Consider the following 17427-nt stretch of genomic DNA (forward strand, 5'->3'; position numbering starts at 1 on the left):
TGCCGCCCTTCGCGGCGGGTCGTTTATTGCCAGTTGGAATAAGAAAGGACTTCATGAAACGTCTGCTGCTAACTGCGGCTCTCGCCGCACTGATGATCGCTGAAGTTCACGCCGAGTCCTTCACCATCTCCGATATTCGTGTCAATGGTCTGCAGCGGGTTTCCGCGGGCAGCGTTTTCGGTGCGCTGCCATTGAACGTGGGCGACCAGGCCGACGACGGTCGTCTGGTGGAGTCGACCCGTTCACTGTTCAAGACCGGTTTCTTCCAGGACATCCAACTGGGCCGCGACGGCAATGTCCTGATCATCAACGTCGTCGAGCGTCCTTCCGTCTCCAGTATCGAGATCGAAGGCAACAAGGCGATCAGCACCGAGGACCTGATGAAGGGCCTCAAGCAGTCCGGCCTTGCCGAGGGCGAGATCTTCCAGCGTGCGACCCTTGAAGGCGTGCGTAACGAGCTGCAGCGCCAGTATGTCGCGCAGGGTCGTTACTCGGCCGAGGTCGACGCCGAAGTGGTCCCGCAGCCTCGCAACCGCGTTGCGCTGAAGATCAAGATCAACGAAGGCACGGTCGCTGCCATCCAGCACATCAACGTCGTGGGCAACACCGTGTTCTCCGACGAAGACCTGCAGGGCCTGTTCGAGCTGAAGACCACCAACTGGCTGTCGTTCTTCAAGAACGACGACAAGTACGCTCGTGAAAAGCTCTCCGGCGACCTGGAGCGCCTGCGTTCCTACTACCTGGACCGCGGCTACATCAACATGGACATCGCCTCGACCCAGGTGTCCATCACGCCTGACAAGAAGCACGTCTACATCACCGTCAACATCAACGAAGGCGAGAAGTACACGGTTCGTGACGTCAAGCTTTCCGGTGATCTGAAAGTTCCTGAAGACCAGGTCAAGGCGCTGCTGCTGGCGCAGCCAGGCCAGGTGTTCTCGCGCAAGGTGATGACCACGACGTCCGAGCTCATCACTCGCCGCCTCGGTAACGAGGGCTATACCTTCGCCAACGTCAACGGCGTTCCGCAGCCGCATGACGAAGACCACACCGTCGACATCACCTTCGTCGTCGACCCGGGCAAGCGCGCCTACGTCAACCGCATCAACTTCCGTGGCAACACCAAGTCCGAGGACGAAGTGCTGCGTCGCGAAATGCGCCAGATGGAAGGTGGCTGGGCTTCGACCTACCTGATCGACCAGTCCAAGACCCGCCTCGAGCGCCTGGGCTTCTTCAAGGAAGCCAACGTCGAGACACCGGCCGTGCCGGGCACCGACGACCAGGTGGACGTGAACTACACCGTCGAAGAGCAGGCCTCCGGTTCCATCACCGCCAGCGTCGGTTTCGCCCAGAGCGCCGGTCTGATCCTCGGTGGTTCCATCAGCCAGAACAACTTCCTGGGTACCGGTAACAAGGTCTCCATCGGCCTGACCCGTTCCGAATACCAGAGCCGATACAACTTCGGCTTCGTGGACCCCTACTGGACTGCCGACGGCGTCAGCCTGGGCTACAACGCCTTCTACCGCACCACCAACTACGACGACCTCGATGTCGACGTGGCAAGCTATGCCGTGGACAGCATGGGTGCCGGTGTCAACGTCGGCTACCCGATCAGCGAGACATCGCGCCTGACGTTCGGCCTGACCGTGCAGCAGGACAAGATCAAGACCGGTACCTACACCGTCGACGAGATCTTCGACTTCCTGGAGCGTGAGGGCAGTGACAACTTCCTGAACTTCAAGGCCTCGGCCGGCTGGTCCGAGTCGACCCTGAACAAGGGTGTTCTGGCGACCCGCGGTCACTCGCAAAGCCTGGTGCTTGAAGCGACCACCCCGGGCAGCGACCTGTCGTTCTTCAAGCTCGACTACCGCGGCCAGCTGTTCAAGCCAATCACCAACGACTACACCCTGCGCCTGCATACCGAGCTGGGTTACGGTGACGGTTATGGTTCGACCTCGGGTCTGCCGTTCTACGAGAACTACTACGCAGGTGGTTTCAACTCGGTTCGCGGATTCAAGGACAGCAGCCTCGGCCCGCGCAGTACGCCAAGCCAGGCCAACGCCGACCGTGGCACCGCGACCGACCCGGACCAGGATCCGCTGCCGTTCGGTGGCAACGTCCTCGTGCAGGGCGGTGTCGAGTTGCTGTTCCCGCTGCCGTTCGTCAAGGACCAGCGCTCCCTGCGGACCTCGGTGTTCTGGGATGTGGGTAACGTGTTCGATACCAATTGCGGCTCCAAGCCTGATTGCGAGAAGCTCGGTCTTTCGGGACTGGCAAGCTCCGTCGGCCTGGGCGTGACCTGGATTACCGCACTGGGTCCGTTGAGCTTCAGCCTGGCGATGCCGGTGAAGAAACCGGACGATGCCGATACCCAGGTGTTCCAATTCTCTCTGGGCCAGACCTTCTAAGGGTCTGATCCACGTAAATGACAACGGATTCTGTAGGAGTGCATCGTGCGTAAGTTGACTCAACTGGCGGTACTGGCCGCGGCTCTGGTCGCGACCCCGGCGTTTGCCGATATGAAGATTGCCGTTTTGAACTATCAGATGGCCCTGCTCGAATCCGACGCGGCCAAGCAATACGCGGTTGATGCCGAGAAGAAATTCGGCCCGCAACTGACCAAGCTGAAAAACCTGGAAAGCAGCGCCAAGGGCATTCAGGATCGCCTGGTCAAAGGTGGCGATAAAATGCCTCAGGGCGAACGCGAGCGTCTGGAGCTTGAATTCAAGCAAAAGGCTCGTGACTTCCAGTTCCAGTCCAAGGAACTGAACGAAGCCAAGGCCGTGGCCGACCGCGACATGCTCAAGCAGCTCAAGCCGAAGCTGGACGGCGCTGTCGAAGGCGTCATCAAGGAAGGTGGCTACGATCTGGTTCTCGAGCGCGGCGCGGTGATCGATGTCAAGCCTCAGTACGACATCACCCGTCAGGTCATCGAGCGCATGAACAAGTCCCGTTGATATGACGGCGACCATGAAACTCGGCCAATTGGCCGAGTTCCTCGGGGCTACCCTTGCGGGCCCTGAAGAACTCGAGATCGTTGGCCTCGCGACGCTCCAGGAAGCCGGCCCCGGCCAATTGAGCTTCCTCGCCAATCCCCAATACCGCAAATACCTGGCTGATACCCAGGCGGCTGCGGTGTTGCTGCGTGCTGCCGATGCCGAGGGCTTTACCGGCAACGCGCTGATCGTGCCGGACCCCTATCTCGCGTATGCGCGCATCTCCCATCTGTTCGACCCCAAGCCCAAGGCTGTAGCGGGAATTCATCCCAGCGCCGTGGTCGCGGCGGATGCGCAGGTGGATGCGAGCGCCAGTATCGGTCCGTTCGCGGTCATCGAGAGCGGTGCCGTGATTGGTGCGAACGTCGCCATCGGCGCCCATTGCTTCATCGGTGCGCGTTGCGTGATCGGCGAGGGCGGCTGGCTGGCTCCGCGGGTGACGCTCTATCACGATGTGCGCATCGGCAAGCGGGTGGTGATCCAGTCCGGGGCTGTCTTGGGTGGTGAGGGCTTCGGTTTCGCCAACGAGAAAGGCGTCTGGCAGAAGATCGCCCAGATCGGCGGCGTCAGCATCGGCGACGATGTGGAGATCGGCGTCAATACCGCCATCGATCGCGGTGCGCTGGCCGATACCCGTATCGGCGATGGCGTCAAACTCGACAACCAGATCCAGATCGCCCATAACGTACAGGTCGGTGACCATACGGCAATGGCAGCCTGCGTGGGTATTTCGGGCAGCACCAGAATCGGCAAGCACTGCACCATCGCGGGCGGTGTCGGGATGGTCGGTCACATCGATGTCTGTGACAACGTTTTCGTTTCCGGCATGACCATGGTCACCCGCTCCATCACCGCACCAGGCGCCTACTCGTCGGGTACGGCGATGCAGCCCCTGGGTGACTGGCGCAAGAGCGCGGCACGGATTCGGCAACTGGACGAGATGGCCAAGCGTCTTCAACAGGTAGAAAAGCGCGTCGATGCCGTGACCTCGGGCGGCCAGCCTTCATCTGATGGCTGATACCCTTTCCTGATCGAGGCAGTTCGCTCGCTGACGACTGCCCCGATTTGCAAAAGGTGCATGGCGCCCTGCGCGTGCTCCCTATCTTTACTACAGGCTTTCCCCAGAAATGATGGACATCAACGAGATTCGCGAATACCTGCCTCACCGTTACCCGTTCCTGCTCGTGGATCGGGTAGTGGAACTGGACGTCGAGGGCCAGCGCATTCGTGCCTACAAGAATGTCAGCATCAACGAACCCTTCTTCAACGGTCACTTCCCCGCGCATCCGATCATGCCGGGCGTGTTGATCATCGAAGCGATGGCTCAGGCGGCCGGCATCCTCGGTTTCAAGATGCTCGATGCCAAACCGACGGATGGCACCCTTTATTACTTCGTCGGTTCCGACAAGCTGCGCTTCCGCCAACCCGTGCTGCCAGGTGACCAGCTGATCCTCGAAGCCCGGTTCATCAGTTGCAAGCGCCAGATCTGGAAGTTCGACTGCCAGGCGTCGGTCGATGGCAAGCCGGTCTGCTCGGCTGAAATCATCTGCGCGGAACGCAAGCTATGAGTTTGATTGACCCTCGGGCAATCATCGATCCTTCGGCCAGGCTGGCCGATGGTGTCGAGGTCGGCCCGTGGTCGATCATCGGCCCGGATGTCGAGATCGGAGAAGGGACTGTCATCGGTCCGCACGTCGTACTGAAGGGCCCGACCCGTATCGGTCGACACAATCGCATCTACCAGTTTTCCTCCGTTGGCGAGGACACCCCCGACCTGAAGTACAAGGGTGAAGCCACCCGACTGGTCATTGGTGATCACAATGTGATTCGCGAGGGTGTGACCATTCACCGTGGCACTGTCCAGGATCGTTCGGAAACCACCCTGGGCGACCACAACCTGATCATGGCCTACGCGCACATCGGACATGACAGCGTGATCGGCAATCATTGCATTCTGGTCAACAACACGGCGCTTGCCGGCCATGTGCATGTCGACGATTGGGCGATCCTGTCCGGATTCACCCTGGTTCACCAGTTCTGTCATATCGGTGCCCACAGCTTTTCCGGCATGGGCACTGCCATTGGCAAGGATGTGCCGGCGTTCGTCACGGTGTTCGGCAACCCGGCCGAGGCCCGGAGCATGAACTTCGAGGGCATGCGTCGTCGCGGTTTCAGCGAAGACGCGATCCATGCCCTGCGCCGCGCCTACAAAGTGGTTTATCGCCAGGGCCTGACGGTAGAGCAGGCGATCGTCGAGCTGGCAGAGCCTGCCAGCCAGTTCCCCGAGGTCGAGTTGTTCCGACAGTCGATCCAGAATTCCGCCCGCGGCATCACCCGCTGATATGTCGAAGCTCTGCATAGCGCTGGTGGCCGGTGAGGCCAGCGGCGACATTCTCGGTTCCGGCCTGATGCGAGCCATCAAGGCCCGCCATCCTGATGTGCGCTTCATTGGCGTTGGCGGTCCGTTGATGGAAGCCGAAGGGCTCGTCTCCTACTTCCCGATGGAGCGCCTGGCGGTCATGGGGCTGGTAGAGGTTCTGGGGCGCCTTCCCGAACTGCTCAAGCGCCGCAAACTCCTGATCCAGACCTTGATCGACGAACGGCCCGATGTGTTCATCGGCATCGACGCGCCGGATTTCACCCTCAATATCGAACTGAAACTGCGCCAGGCCGGCATCAAGACCGTGCACTATGTCAGTCCGTCGGTCTGGGCGTGGCGTCAGAAGCGGGTGCTGAAGATCCGCGAAGGCTGTGACCTGATGCTCACCTTGTTCCCATTCGAGGCGAAGTTCTACGAAGAACAGGGCGTGCCCGTACGTTTCGTGGGGCACCCGTTGGCCGACAGCATTCCGCTGGATGCTGACCGCCGGGCCGCTCGCGAAGACCTCGGCCTGGCCGAGGGCCCGCTGGTAGCGCTGATGCCGGGCAGCCGGGGAGGAGAGGTGGGGCGTCTGGGAGCACTGTTTCTCGACACCGCCGAGCGCCTGCGTGAGCTGGTGCCGGGTGTGCGCTTCGTTTCGCCGTGTGCCAACGCCGCACGTCGCGCCCAGCTGGAGCAGATGCTCGACGGCCGTGACCTGCCGCTGACCCTGCTCGACGGTCAGTCGCACAAGGCACTTGCTGCCTGCGATGCGGTACTGATCGCTTCCGGCACGGCCACGCTGGAGGCCTTGCTGTTCAAGCGTCCGATGGTGGTGGCATATCGTCTCGCCCCGTTGAGCTACTGGATTCTCAAACGTCTGGTGAAAAGCCCTTACGTCTCGTTGCCCAACCTGCTGGCCCAGCGTCTGCTGGTTCCGGAGCTGCTGCAGGATGCCGCGACCCGCGAAGCCCTGGCCCAGACGCTGGCGCCGCTGGTGACCGATGGCGTGCAACAGACCGAAGGCTTCGACCAGATCCACCGCACCCTGCGCCGTGATGCCTCGAACCAGGCCGCGGATGCCGTGCTGGCCTTGCTGGAAACCCGATAAATGCATATGGGACTGGACTTCAACCTGGTCGAAGACCTCGTGGCCGGCGTCGACGAAGTCGGGCGTGGCCCGCTCTGCGGCGCCGTGGTGACGGCTGCAGTGATCCTCGATCCGAATCGGCCGATCCTCGGCCTGAACGACTCGAAGAAACTCACCGAGGCCCGTCGCGAAAAGCTGTTCGATGAAATCTGCGAGAAAGCGCTGAGCTTTCACATCGCTCGTGCCGAAGTCGAGGAAATCGACGAGCTGAATATTCTTCATGCCACCATGCTGGCCATGCAGCGCGCAGTCGAAGGCTTGCATGTGGTGCCGAAACTGGCGCTGATCGACGGTAATCGCTGTCCCCGGCTGAACGTGCCGTCTGCTCCGGTGGTCAAGGGCGATAGCCAGGTGCCAGCTATTGCCGCCGCCTCTATTCTGGCCAAGGTCACGCGCGACCGCGAGATGGCGGCTTTCGAGCTGATCTATCCCGGCTATGGCATCGGCGGGCACAAAGGGTATCCGACACCGGTGCACCTGGAAGCCCTCGCACGGCTCGGGCCTACGCCGATTCACCGGCGCTCCTTCGCGCCTGTGCGGGCGGCACTCGATGCCCGTGCATTGCTCGGCGAACAGCTCATTCCGGGCTGATTCGTCGCTTCCACCTTCAGTCCGGATCGCCATGCACCGGCTGTTGTTTTGATCGAGGCCCGGTACAATCCGGGCCTTGTCGTCTCGCGCTGCTATAGGACCCTCATGTCGGTTTCTTTCGTTCATCTCCGCCTGCATACCGAATTCTCGCTGGTCGACGGCCTGGTCCGGATCAAACCGTTGGCCAAGGCGCTGACGGCGATGAACATGCCGGCAGTGGCGGTGACCGACCAGAGCAACATGTGCTCGCTGGTCAAGTTCTACAAGACGGCGATGGGGGCCGGGATCAAGCCGATCTGCGGCGCCGACCTGTGGCTGGCCAGCGACGATCCCGATGCGCCCCTGGCCCGTATCTGTTTCCTGGCGATGGATGCCCAGGGCTATCGCAATCTCACTGAACTGATTTCCCGTGGCTGGACCGATGGTCAGCGTAACGGGCTGGTGATCATCCAGCGCGAATGGATCGCCGAAGCCGCCGAGGGTCTCATTGCGCTGTCTGCGGCCAAGGAAGGCGATATCGGCATGGCGCTGATGTCCGGCAACGCTGCACAAGCGGAGGCACTGCTGCAGGACTGGATGGCGATGTTCCCCGATCGCTTCTACGTCGAGGTGCAGCGCACCAACCGTGCCGGGGACGAAGAATACCTCCACGCTGCTGTCGAACTGGCCGACCGCCTCGGTGCGCCGCTGGTGGCTACCAACGATGTGCGTTTCATCAAGCAGTCGGACTTCGATGCCCATGAAACCCGGGTCTGCATTGGCGAAGGCCGGGCGCTGGACGATCCGCGTCGCTCGCGCAACTACAGCGACCAGCAATACCTGAAAAGCCCGGAGGAAATGGCCGAGCTGTTCAGCGACCTGCCAGACGCGCTGGAAAACACCGTCGAGATCGCCAGGCGTTGCAATATCCAGGTCCAGTTGGGCAAGTACTTCCTGCCGGATTTCCCGACGCCCAACGGCATGGGCATCGACGACTACCTGCGCCATGTCTCCCACGAAGGCCTGGAAGAGCGGTTGAAGGTGCTCTGGCCCAAGGAGACCACGCCCAACTACGAGGAAAAGCGCCAGGTCTACCTGGATCGGCTGAAGTTCGAGCTGGATATCATCATCCAGATGGGCTTCCCCGGTTACTTCCTCATCGTTATGGACTTCATCAAGTGGGCCAAGAACAACGACGTGCCGGTAGGCCCGGGACGGGGTTCGGGTGCGGGTTCGCTGGTGGCCTACGTCCTGAAGATCACCGACCTCGATCCGCTGGCCTATGACCTGCTGTTCGAGCGTTTCCTCAACCCCGAGCGTATTTCCATGCCCGACTTCGACGTCGACTTCTGCATGGACGGCCGGGACCGGGTGATCGATTACGTGGCCGAGGCATACGGCCGCAATGCGGTCAGCCAGATCATCACCTTCGGTACCATGGCGGCGAAGGCGGTGGTACGCGACGTGGCGCGGGTGCAGGGCAAGTCCTACGGCCTGGCGGATCGTCTGTCGAAGATGATTCCGTTCGAAGTCGGCATGACCCTGGAAAAGGCCTACGAGCAGGAAGAGATGCTCCGCGATTTCCTCAAGACCGATGAGGACGCCAAGGAAATATGGGACATGGCCCTCAAGCTGGAAGGGGTCACCCGGGGTACCGGCAAGCATGCCGGGGGTGTGGTCATCGCGCCGACCAAACTCACCGATTTTTCGCCGATCGCCTGTGATGAAGAGGGCGGCGGCCTGGTCACCCAGTTCGACAAGGACGACGTCGAGGCCGCGGGCCTGGTGAAGTTCGACTTCCTCGGCCTGCGTACGCTGACCATCATCAAGTGGGCGATGGAGATCATTAATCGCGAGCAGGCCAAGCAGGGCTTGCCGGACGTCAACATCGACTTCATTCCGCTCGACGACCGCAAGACCTACGAGCTGCTGCAGAAAGCCGAGACCACCGCGGTATTCCAGCTCGAATCCCGCGGCATGAAAGAGCTGATCAAGAAGCTCAAGCCCGACTGCCTTGAGGACCTGATCGCACTCGTGGCGCTGTTCCGTCCTGGCCCTCTGCAATCGGGCATGGTGGACGACTTCATCAACCGCAAGCACGGCCGTGCCGAGCTGGCCTATCCGCACCCCGACTACCAGTACGAGGGGCTGCAGCCGGTACTGGCGCCGACCTACGGCATCATCCTGTATCAGGAACAGGTGATGCAGATCGCCCAGGTGATGGCGGGCTATACCCTCGGCGGTGCGGACATGCTGCGCCGGGCCATGGGTAAGAAGAAGCCCGAGGAAATGGCCAAGCAGCGCGGCGGTTTCATCGAGGGCTGTGCCAACAACGGCATCGATGGCGACCTGGCGGGCAACATCTTCGACCTGGTGGAAAAATTCGCCGGTTACGGCTTCAACAAATCCCACTCCGCCGCCTACGGCCTGGTTTCGTACCAGACGGCCTGGCTCAAGACCCATCACCCTGCGGCCTTCATGGCCGCGGTGCTGTCGGCGGATATGCACAACACCGACAAGGTGGTGATCCTGATCGAGGAAGTGCGCAGCATGAAGCTGCGCCTGGATGCGCCGGACGTGAACTTCTCGGACTTCAAGTTCACCGTCAACGATGACGGTCGCATCGTCTACGGCCTGGGGGCGATCAAGGGCGTGGGTGAAGGTCCGGTGGAGGCGATCATGGAGGCTCGCGCCGAAGGCGGTGCCTTCAAGGACCTGTTCGATTTCTGTGCCCGTGTCGACCTCAAGCGCATCAACAAGCGCACCCTTGACGCCCTGGTGCGCAGTGGCGCGCTGGACCGCCTCGGGCCGTACTTCCATGACGAACTCAAGGCCTACCAGGCCAACGTCGACCGCAACCGCGCGGTGCTGCTGGCGGCGATGGAAGAGGCGATCAAATCCGCCGAGCAGACCGCACGCACCCATGACAGTGGTCACGCCGACCTGTTCGGCGGCCTGTTCGACGACGCCGATGCCGACGTCTACGCCAAGCACCGCGATGCCCGCGAGCTGACGCTCAAGGAGCGTCTGCGCGGCGAAAAGGACACCCTCGGCCTGTACCTGACCGGTCACCCGATCGACGAGTATGAAGGCGAGATTCGCCGTTTCGCTCGCCAGCGCATCATCGACCTGAAGCCGGCCCGCGACACCCAGACCGTGGCCGGTATGATCATTGCCCTGCGGGTGATGAAGAACAAGAAGGGCGACAAGATGGGCTTCGTGACCCTCGACGACCGTTCCGGGAGGATCGAGGCGTCGCTGTTCGCCGATGCCTTCATGGCCGCGCAGTCGCTGTTGCAGACCGACGCGATGGTGGTCATCGAAGGCGAGGTGAGCCACGACGACTTCTCCGGCGGCCTGCGCCTGCGGGTCAAGCGGGTGATGAGCATGGAAGATGCGCGAACCAACCTCGCTGACAGCCTGCGCCTGAAAATCCACGCCGACGCCCTCAAGGGCGACCGCCTGGCCTGGCTGGGCGAGCTGTTCAAGCGCCACCGCGGGGCCTGCCCGATCAGCATGGAGTACACCGGAAGCGACGCCAAGGCCTTGCTGCAGTTCGGCGAGAACTGGCGAATCGACCCGGCCGATGGCTTGATTCAGGCCCTGCGTGACCAGTTCGGGCGTGAGAACGTCTTTTTGCACTATCGATGAATTTTTAATCTCGACCTGAATGCGCCTGATCCCTTAAGGTAGGGCGCCAAACGGATCAACCGGCCGGCCGCCTGGCCGTCGACCCAAGACGGATGCCTATGAACCCGAATTTTCTGGATTTCGAACAGCCGATTGCTGACCTGCAAGCCAAGATCGAAGAGCTGCGCCTGGTAGGCAACGACAACTCGCTGAACATCGGCGATGAGATTGGCCGGCTGCAAGACAAGAGCAGCGAGCTGACCAAGAGCATCTTCGGCAACCTGACCAGCTGGCAGATCGCTCGCCTGGCGCGTCATCCGCGCCGGCCTTACACCCTCGACTACATCGAGCACATCTTCACCGAGTTCGACGAACTGCACGGCGACCGTCACTTCGCCGATGACGCCGCCATCGTTGGTGGTATTGCCCGTCTGGAAGACCGGCCGGTGATGGTCATCGGTCACCAGAAAGGCCGTGAAGTCCGCGAAAAGGTCCGCCGCAACTTCGGCATGCCGCGTCCGGAAGGCTACCGCAAGGCGTGCCGCCTGATGGAAATGGCCGAGCGCTTCAAGATGCCGATCCTGACCTTCATCGACACCCCGGGCGCTTATCCGGGCATCGACGCCGAAGAGCGCAACCAGAGCGAAGCCATCGCCTGGAACCTGCGTGTCATGGCCCGCCTGAAAACCCCGATCATCGCCACCGTCATCGGCGAAGGCGGTTCCGGTGGTGCACTGGCGATCGGTGTGTGCGACCAGTTGAACATGCTGCAATACTCGACCTACTCGGTGATCTCGCCGGAAGGTTGTGCCTCGATCCTGTGGAAGACCGCCGAGAAAGCGGCCGACGCCGCCGAGGCCATGGGGATCACCGCCGAGCGCCTGAAGGGCCTGGGTATCGTCGACAAAGTGATTTCCGAGCCGCTGGGCGGCGCGCACCGTGACCCGTCTGCCATGGCGGCTTCGGTTCGTGGCGAACTGATCCAGCAACTGGACATGCTGAAGAAATTCGACAACGACGCGCTGCTCAAGCGTCGTTACGACCGCCTGATGAGCTACGGTCTCTGATCTGAAGCCATCGGCGTTACCAGACGCGGGGCGGGGTGCTTCCACCAGGTGGAGCAGCCCCGTCCCGCGTTTTTCATTTGAGGGTTGGCCGGTATGACCGATCTTGCCTCCAGGCTGCTTGAGCGCATGGCGCCCTGGCGAGATGCGCCGTCCTGGTGCGTGGCGCTTTCCGGCGGGCTGGACTCCAGTGTCCTGCTTCATCTGCTGGCTGCGCTCAGGGCGCGGCATGATCTTCCGGCGCTTCGTGCAATTCATGTCCATCACGGCTTGCAGTCTGCAGCAGATGCCTGGCCTGAGCACTGCCGGCAGTTGTGCGATGGATTGGGAGTGGAACTGCTGGTCAGGCACGTACGCGTGGCGCAGGCGGCCAGTGTCGAGCAGGCGGCGCGCAACGCCCGCTATGGCGCTTTCGCCGGCGCGTTGCGCCCCGGCGAGGTGCTGTTGACCGGCCAGCACCGTGACGATCAGGCCGAGACACTGCTGTTGCGTCTGATGCGCGGCGCCGGCTTGAGAGGATTGTCGGCCATGCCCCCGCAGCGCTCGCTGGGAGCCGGGAGGCTGGTTCGTCCCTTGCTGGACATCTCCCGTGACGAACTGCTGGCCTACGCACGGGAACATGGCGTGTCATGGATAGAAGACCCCTCCAACGAGGAAACCCGGTTCGCCCGTAACTACCTGCGCCACCAGGTGCTGCCCGCACTGGTATCACGCTGGCCGCAGGCCTCTCGCAGCCTGGCGCGAACGGCGTCTCACCTCGGCGAGGCCCGTGAACTGCTCGATGATCTGGCACGCCAGGACCTGGCGGCGGCGCTGGAACCTTGCCAGCATTCCTGGCTGACGCTGCCGTCGTTGAACCTGAGCCGCCTCGCGGAGCTGTCTCCGGCGCGTCAGCGCAATGCCCTGCAGTTCTGGCTGTCCGCTTATACGCGGTTGCCCGATACCGAGCACTGGGCGGGCTGGAACGACCTGCGTGATGCGCGCCCCGATGCCTTGCCGGTGTGGCGGCTCACTGATGGCGAGTTGCACCGCAGTGGCGAGCGCGTGTACTGGTTGAGTGGCCAGTGGCTGCTGTCGGTTGGCGAGGCGGTGCCCTGGAACGACCCGCTTGCCGAACTGGAGTTGCCTGGCAATGGCAGTGTCAGCCTGAGCGGCACCCTTCCCGGGGAAGCCTTGCGCATCGGCTATCGCCAGGGCGGTGAACGCCTCGAGGTGTCGGGGCGTGGCCATCGCGATCTCAAGCGCCTGCTCAACGAGCGGCAGGTCCCGGCCTTCGTCCGCGCACGCCTGCCCCTGCTGTTCGCGGGGCAGCGCCTGGTGGCAGTGGCGAACCAGCCGGGGCTGGCTGATGGCGATTTGCAACTGAGCTGGCGTGCACCGACGAGCGAGCAAGGTTTGAGATGAAAGGCACATTCGGGTAGACTACGCTCCCTTCTTGATACAGCTTCTGTGACCTCGCTTCGAGGCACGGCAGTTGCCGATTACCAAGCAGTTTTTTGCTGGGCGATTCTCAAAATGTGTAGCGAGCTCCGTGCCGGGTTTTCCAACCCCGGTCTGTACAGACGCGGCAGTATTTTCGGATGCACTGTGATTGACGCAGGTGATCGGGGGCTTCGGCCTTCCTTCGCTTTCCCCGGCGGCGCAGACCGCTTTAACGCAGACTTCTAGGGTTTTTCATGACGCGCTACATATTCGTCACGGGCGGTGTTGTTTCTTCATTGGGGAAAGGCATTGCCTCGGCTTCATTGGCGGCCATCCTGGAGGCGCGGGGGCTCAAGGTCACCATGCTCAAGCTGGACCCGTACATCAACGTGGACCCGGGCACCATGAGCCCGTTCCAGCACGGTGAAGTGTTCGTCACCCACGACGGCGCCGAGACCGACCTGGACCTGGGCCACTACGAGCGGTTCATCCGCACCACCATGACCCAGAACAACAACTTCACCACCGGTCGCATCTACGAGCACGTGCTGCGCAAGGAGCGTCGTGGTGACTATCTGGGCGCGACCATCCAGGTCATCCCGCACATCACCGACGAAATCAAGCGTCGCATCATCAAGGGCGCCGGCGATGCCGACGTGGCCCTGGTCGAGATCGGCGGTACCGTGGGTGACATCGAGTCGCAACCGTTCCTCGAAGCCATCCGCCAGCTGCGTGTCGAAGTCGGCTCCAAGCGCGCGATGCTGATGCACCTGACCCTGGTTCCGTACATCGCCACCGCTGGCGAGACCAAGACCAAGCCGACCCAGCATTCGGTCAAGGAGCTGCGCTCCATCGGCCTGCAGCCAGACGTGCTGATCTGCCGCTCCGACCATCCGGTCGATGCCTCGTCGCGCCGCAAGATCGCGCTGTTCACCAACGTCGAAGAGCGTGCGGTCATTTCGCTGGAAGACGTCGACACCATCTACAAGATTCCGGGCGTGCTGCATGCCCAGGGCCTGGACGACTTCGTCGTCGAGCGCTTCGGCCTGCAATGCAACAGCGCCGACCTGTCCGAGTGGGACAAGGTCGTCGATGCCAAGCTCAACCCTGAGCAGGAAGTGACCATCGCCATGGTCGGCAAGTACATGGAGCTGCTCGATGCGTACAAGTCGCTGATCGAAGCGATGAGCCACGCCGGCATCACCAACCGTACCAAGGTCAACCTGCGCTACATCGACTCCGAAGACATCGAGAACCAGGGCACCGGCCTGCTGGAAGGCGCCGATGCCATCCTGGTTCCGGGCGGTTTCGGCCTGCGGGGCGTGGAAGGCAAGATCACCGCGGTGCAGTACGCTCGCGAGAACAAGGTTCCGTACCTGGGCATCTGCCTGGGCATGCAGGTGGCGGTGATCGAGTTCGCCCGTAACGTCATGGGCTGGAAAGACGCCAACTCCACCGAGTTCGACCGCAACAGCGGCCATCCGGTCGTCGGCCTGATCACCGAGTGGTCCGATGCCACCGGTGCGGTGGAAACCCGTACCGAAGCCTCCGACCTCGGCGGCACCATGCGCCTGGGCGCCCAGGATTGCCAGATCGTCGCCGGCTCCAAGGTGCACGACTGCTACGGCAAGGACGTCATCACCGAGCGCCATCGTCACCGTTATGAAGTCAACAACGTCCTGCTGCCACAACTGGTCGACGCCGGTCTGGTGGTGTCCGGTCGTTCCGAAGACGGCGCGCTGGTCGAAGTGGTCGAGTCCAAGGATCATCCATGGTTCGTCGCTTGCCAGTTCCACCCAGAGTTCACCTCGACCCCGCGTGACGGCCATCCGCTGTTCAGCGGCTTCGTCAAGGCGGCCCTGGCCCAGAAGAACAAGGCCTGATCAATGACCCAGAAGATCATTCGCGTCGGTAACATCGAGATCGCCAACGACAAGCCGTTCGTCCTGTTCGGCGGCATGAACGTCCTGGAATCCCGTGATCTGGCCCTGAAGGTCTGCGAAGAGTACGTGCGGGTTACCGAGAAGCTCGGTATCCCCTACGTGTTCAAGGCCAGCTTCGACAAGGCCAACCGCTCGTCGATCAACTCCTATCGCGGTCCGGGCCTTGAAGAAGGCCTGCGGATCTTCGAGGAAGTGAAGAAGACCTTCGGCGTCCCGGTCATCACCGACGTGCACGAGCCGCACCAGGCACAACCGGTTGCCGATGTCTGCGACATCATCCAGTTGCCGGCCTTCCTGTCGCGCCAGACCGACCTGGTGGTGGCCATGGCGAAGACTGGCGCGGTGATCAACATCAAGAAAGCCCAGTTCCTCGCGCCCCAGGAGATGAAACACATCCTGACCAAGTGCGAAGAGGCGGGTAACGACCAGTTGATCCTCTGCGAGCGCGGTTCCAGCTTCGGTTACAACAACCTGGTCGTGGACATGCTCGGCTTCGGCATCATGAAGCAGTTCCAGTACCCGGTGTTCTTCGACGTGACCCATGCCCTGCAGATGCCGGGCGGTCGTGCCGATTCCGCCGGTGGCCGCCGCGCGCAGGTCACCGAGCTGGCCCGCGCCGGCCTGAGCCAGGGGCTTGCCGGCCTGTTCCTCGAGGCCCATCCGGATCCGGACAACGCCAAGTGCGATGGCCCCTGCGCCCTGCGCCTGGACAAACTGGAGCCGTTCCTGGCCCAGCTCAAGCAGCTGGATGACCTGGTCAAGAGTTTTCCGACGGTAGAAACCGCATAAGACTCGTTTCTCCGGTAAAGTACCGCCCGTTCAACCCCCGGCCCATGGGCCGGGGGTTTTCTCCGCGCCAGGCCTGCCCGTGCCCCGTGCCTGTGCAAGAGCGGATTTTTCAAGCTGCGTTGTTTTCGTCAATTCTGGAGTGCTTACAACAATGGCAAAAATCGTCGACATCAAAGGTCGTGAAGTTCTCGATTCCCGGGGCAACCCTACTGTGGAAGCGGACGTACTGCTCGACAACGGCATCATCGGCAGCGCTTGCGCTCCGTCCGGTGCTTCCACCGGTTCCCGCGAGGCACTGGAGCTGCGTGATGGCGACAAGAGCCGTTACCTGGGCAAGGGCGTGCTGAAAGCCGTCGCGAACATCAACGGCCCGATCCGCGACCTGCTGCTGGGCAAGGACCCGGTTGACCAGAAAGCCCTGGACCGCGCCATGATCGAACTGGACGGTACCGAGAACAAGGCCAAGCTGGGCGCCAACGCCATTCTGGCCGTTTCCCTGGCTGCCGCCAAAGCTGCCGCACAGGACCAGGACCTGCCGCTGTACGCCCACATCGCCAACCTGAACGGCACCCCCGGCCAGTACTCCATGCCGGTTCCGATGATGAACATCATCAACGGCGGCGAGCACGCCGACAACAACGTCGACATCCAGGAGTTCATGGTCCAGCCGGTTGGTGCCAAGACCTTCTCCGATGCTCTGCGCATGGGCACCGAGATCTTCCACCACCTCAAAGCCGTGCTGAAGGCCCGTGGCCTGAACACCGCCGTGGGTGACGAAGGCGGTTTCGCGCCTAACCTGTCTTCCAACGAAGACGCCCTGGGCGCCATCGCCGAAGCCGTGGCCAACGCTGGCTACAAGCTGGGCACCGATGTGACCCTGGCCCTGGACTGCGCTGCCAGTGAATTCTTCGAAGACGGCAAGTACAACCTGTCTGGCGAAGGCAAGTCGTTCGACGCCGAAGGTTTCGCCGACTACCTGAAAGGCCTGACCGAGCGTTTCCCGATCATCTCGATCGAAGACGGTCTGGACGAGTCCGACTGGGCAGGCTGGAAAGTCCTGACCGACAAGATCGGCGAGAAAGTCCAGCTGGTGGGTGACGACCTGTTCGTGACCAACACCAAGATCCTGAAGGAAGGCATCGACAAGAAGATCGCCAACTCCATCCTGATCAAGTTCAACCAGATCGGCTCGCTGACCGAAACCCTGGAAGCCATCCAGATGGCCAAGGCTGCCGGTTACACCGCGGTGATCTCCCACCGTTCGGGCGAAACCGAAGACTCCACCATCGCCGACCTGGCCGTGGGTACCGCTGCCGGCCAGATCAAGACCGGCTCGCTGTGCCGTTCCGACCGCGTTTCCAAGTACAACCAACTGCTGCGCATCGAAGAGCAACTGGGCGCCAAGGCGGTGTACCGTGGTCGCGACGAGTTTCGCGGCTAAGCGATAGATGGTAAAAAGACAGCATCGCGTAGCGTCTGGTCTTTCGGGCCAGCGTTTCGCGAG

The 17427-nt window shown here is 62.0% G+C and carries 13 protein-coding genes; all 13 read left to right on the forward strand.

Annotated elements, in window-relative coordinates:
• The first annotated feature begins 53 nt into the window (after positions 1 to 53).
• The 13 genes from bamA (at position 54) to eno (ending at position 17364) form a co-directional block, all read left to right on the forward strand.
• Complete coding sequence (gene bamA / locus AC05QJ_RS07900) at positions 54 to 2408, forward strand: outer membrane protein assembly factor BamA (protein ID WP_476746346.1); 2355 nt, start codon at positions 54 to 56, stop codon at positions 2406 to 2408.
• A 45-nt stretch (positions 2409 to 2453) separates the two neighbouring features.
• The gene (locus AC05QJ_RS07905; RefSeq protein WP_476746347.1) at positions 2454 to 2957 is read left to right on the forward strand and encodes an OmpH/Skp family outer membrane protein; all 504 of its coding nucleotides are present in this window, start codon (positions 2454 to 2456) and stop codon (positions 2955 to 2957) included.
• Between the two features lies 1 nt (position 2958).
• On the forward strand, positions 2959 to 4014 hold the full coding sequence (gene lpxD, locus AC05QJ_RS07910) for a UDP-3-O-(3-hydroxymyristoyl)glucosamine N-acyltransferase (protein ID WP_476746348.1): 1056 nt from the start codon (positions 2959 to 2961) through the stop codon (positions 4012 to 4014).
• A gap of 109 nt (positions 4015 to 4123) precedes the next feature.
• Complete coding sequence (fabZ, locus tag AC05QJ_RS07915; protein WP_476746349.1) at positions 4124 to 4564, forward strand: 3-hydroxyacyl-ACP dehydratase FabZ; 441 nt, start codon at positions 4124 to 4126, stop codon at positions 4562 to 4564.
• Entirely contained in the window at positions 4561 to 5337 is a 777-nt protein-coding gene (lpxA, locus tag AC05QJ_RS07920) for an acyl-ACP--UDP-N-acetylglucosamine O-acyltransferase (protein WP_476746350.1), read from the forward strand. The genes fabZ and lpxA overlap by 4 nt, the downstream gene beginning before the upstream one ends.
• Before the next feature lies 1 nt (position 5338).
• The gene (gene lpxB / locus AC05QJ_RS07925) at positions 5339 to 6466 is read left to right on the forward strand and encodes a lipid-A-disaccharide synthase (RefSeq protein ID WP_476746351.1); all 1128 of its coding nucleotides are present in this window, start codon (positions 5339 to 5341) and stop codon (positions 6464 to 6466) included.
• Positions 6467 to 7096 (forward strand): ribonuclease HII, encoded by a 630-nt coding sequence (rnhB, locus tag AC05QJ_RS07930; protein ID WP_476746352.1) that lies wholly within the window; start codon positions 6467 to 6469, stop codon positions 7094 to 7096. It begins immediately after the preceding gene.
• A gap of 105 nt (positions 7097 to 7201) precedes the next feature.
• Positions 7202 to 10726 (forward strand): DNA polymerase III subunit alpha, encoded by a 3525-nt coding sequence (gene dnaE, locus AC05QJ_RS07935; RefSeq protein WP_476746353.1) that lies wholly within the window; start codon positions 7202 to 7204, stop codon positions 10724 to 10726.
• A 98-nt stretch (positions 10727 to 10824) separates the two neighbouring features.
• Entirely contained in the window at positions 10825 to 11772 is a 948-nt protein-coding gene (locus AC05QJ_RS07940; RefSeq protein WP_476746354.1) for an acetyl-CoA carboxylase carboxyltransferase subunit alpha, read from the forward strand.
• A gap of 93 nt (positions 11773 to 11865) precedes the next feature.
• Positions 11866 to 13173 carry a tRNA lysidine(34) synthetase TilS gene (tilS, locus tag AC05QJ_RS07945; RefSeq protein ID WP_476746355.1) on the forward strand — a complete coding sequence of 436 codons (1308 nt, stop codon included), beginning with the start codon at positions 11866 to 11868 and terminating at the stop codon, positions 13171 to 13173.
• A gap of 272 nt (positions 13174 to 13445) precedes the next feature.
• Positions 13446 to 15074, forward strand: coding sequence for a CTP synthase (locus tag AC05QJ_RS07950; RefSeq protein ID WP_476746356.1), 1629 nt, complete (start codon positions 13446 to 13448; stop codon positions 15072 to 15074).
• A 3-nt stretch (positions 15075 to 15077) separates the two neighbouring features.
• Positions 15078 to 15923 (forward strand): 3-deoxy-8-phosphooctulonate synthase, encoded by an 846-nt coding sequence (kdsA, locus tag AC05QJ_RS07955; RefSeq protein ID WP_476746357.1) that lies wholly within the window; start codon positions 15078 to 15080, stop codon positions 15921 to 15923.
• A 151-nt stretch (positions 15924 to 16074) separates the two neighbouring features.
• Positions 16075 to 17364 carry a phosphopyruvate hydratase gene (eno, locus tag AC05QJ_RS07960; RefSeq protein WP_476746358.1) on the forward strand — a complete coding sequence of 430 codons (1290 nt, stop codon included), beginning with the start codon at positions 16075 to 16077 and terminating at the stop codon, positions 17362 to 17364.
• Positions 17365 to 17427: the final 63 nt, after the last annotated feature.

This window comes from Pseudomonas sp. TUM25319, from assembly GCF_056388475.1.

Excerpts from the sequence above, each read along its gene's own strand:
- AC05QJ_RS07950 (WP_476746356.1), top strand. The coding sequence starts at position 13,446 with ATGACGCGCTACATATTCGTCACGGGCGGTGTTGTTTCTTCATTGGGG.
- eno (WP_476746358.1), top strand. The coding sequence starts at position 16,075 with ATGGCAAAAATCGTCGACATCAAAGGTCGTGAAGTTCTCGATTCCCGG.
- kdsA (WP_476746357.1), top strand. The coding sequence starts at position 15,078 with ATGACCCAGAAGATCATTCGCGTCGGTAACATCGAGATCGCCAACGAC.
- bamA (WP_476746346.1), top strand. The coding sequence starts at position 54 with ATGAAACGTCTGCTGCTAACTGCGGCTCTCGCCGCACTGATGATCGCT.
- tilS (WP_476746355.1), top strand. The coding sequence starts at position 11,866 with ATGACCGATCTTGCCTCCAGGCTGCTTGAGCGCATGGCGCCCTGGCGA.
- AC05QJ_RS07940 (WP_476746354.1), top strand. The coding sequence starts at position 10,825 with ATGAACCCGAATTTTCTGGATTTCGAACAGCCGATTGCTGACCTGCAA.
- rnhB (WP_476746352.1), top strand. The coding sequence starts at position 6,467 with ATGCATATGGGACTGGACTTCAACCTGGTCGAAGACCTCGTGGCCGGC.
- lpxA (WP_476746350.1), top strand. The coding sequence starts at position 4,561 with ATGAGTTTGATTGACCCTCGGGCAATCATCGATCCTTCGGCCAGGCTG.
- fabZ (WP_476746349.1), top strand. The coding sequence starts at position 4,124 with ATGATGGACATCAACGAGATTCGCGAATACCTGCCTCACCGTTACCCG.
- lpxD (WP_476746348.1), top strand. The coding sequence starts at position 2,959 with ATGACGGCGACCATGAAACTCGGCCAATTGGCCGAGTTCCTCGGGGCT.
- dnaE (WP_476746353.1), top strand. The coding sequence starts at position 7,202 with ATGTCGGTTTCTTTCGTTCATCTCCGCCTGCATACCGAATTCTCGCTG.
- lpxB (WP_476746351.1), top strand. The coding sequence starts at position 5,339 with ATGTCGAAGCTCTGCATAGCGCTGGTGGCCGGTGAGGCCAGCGGCGAC.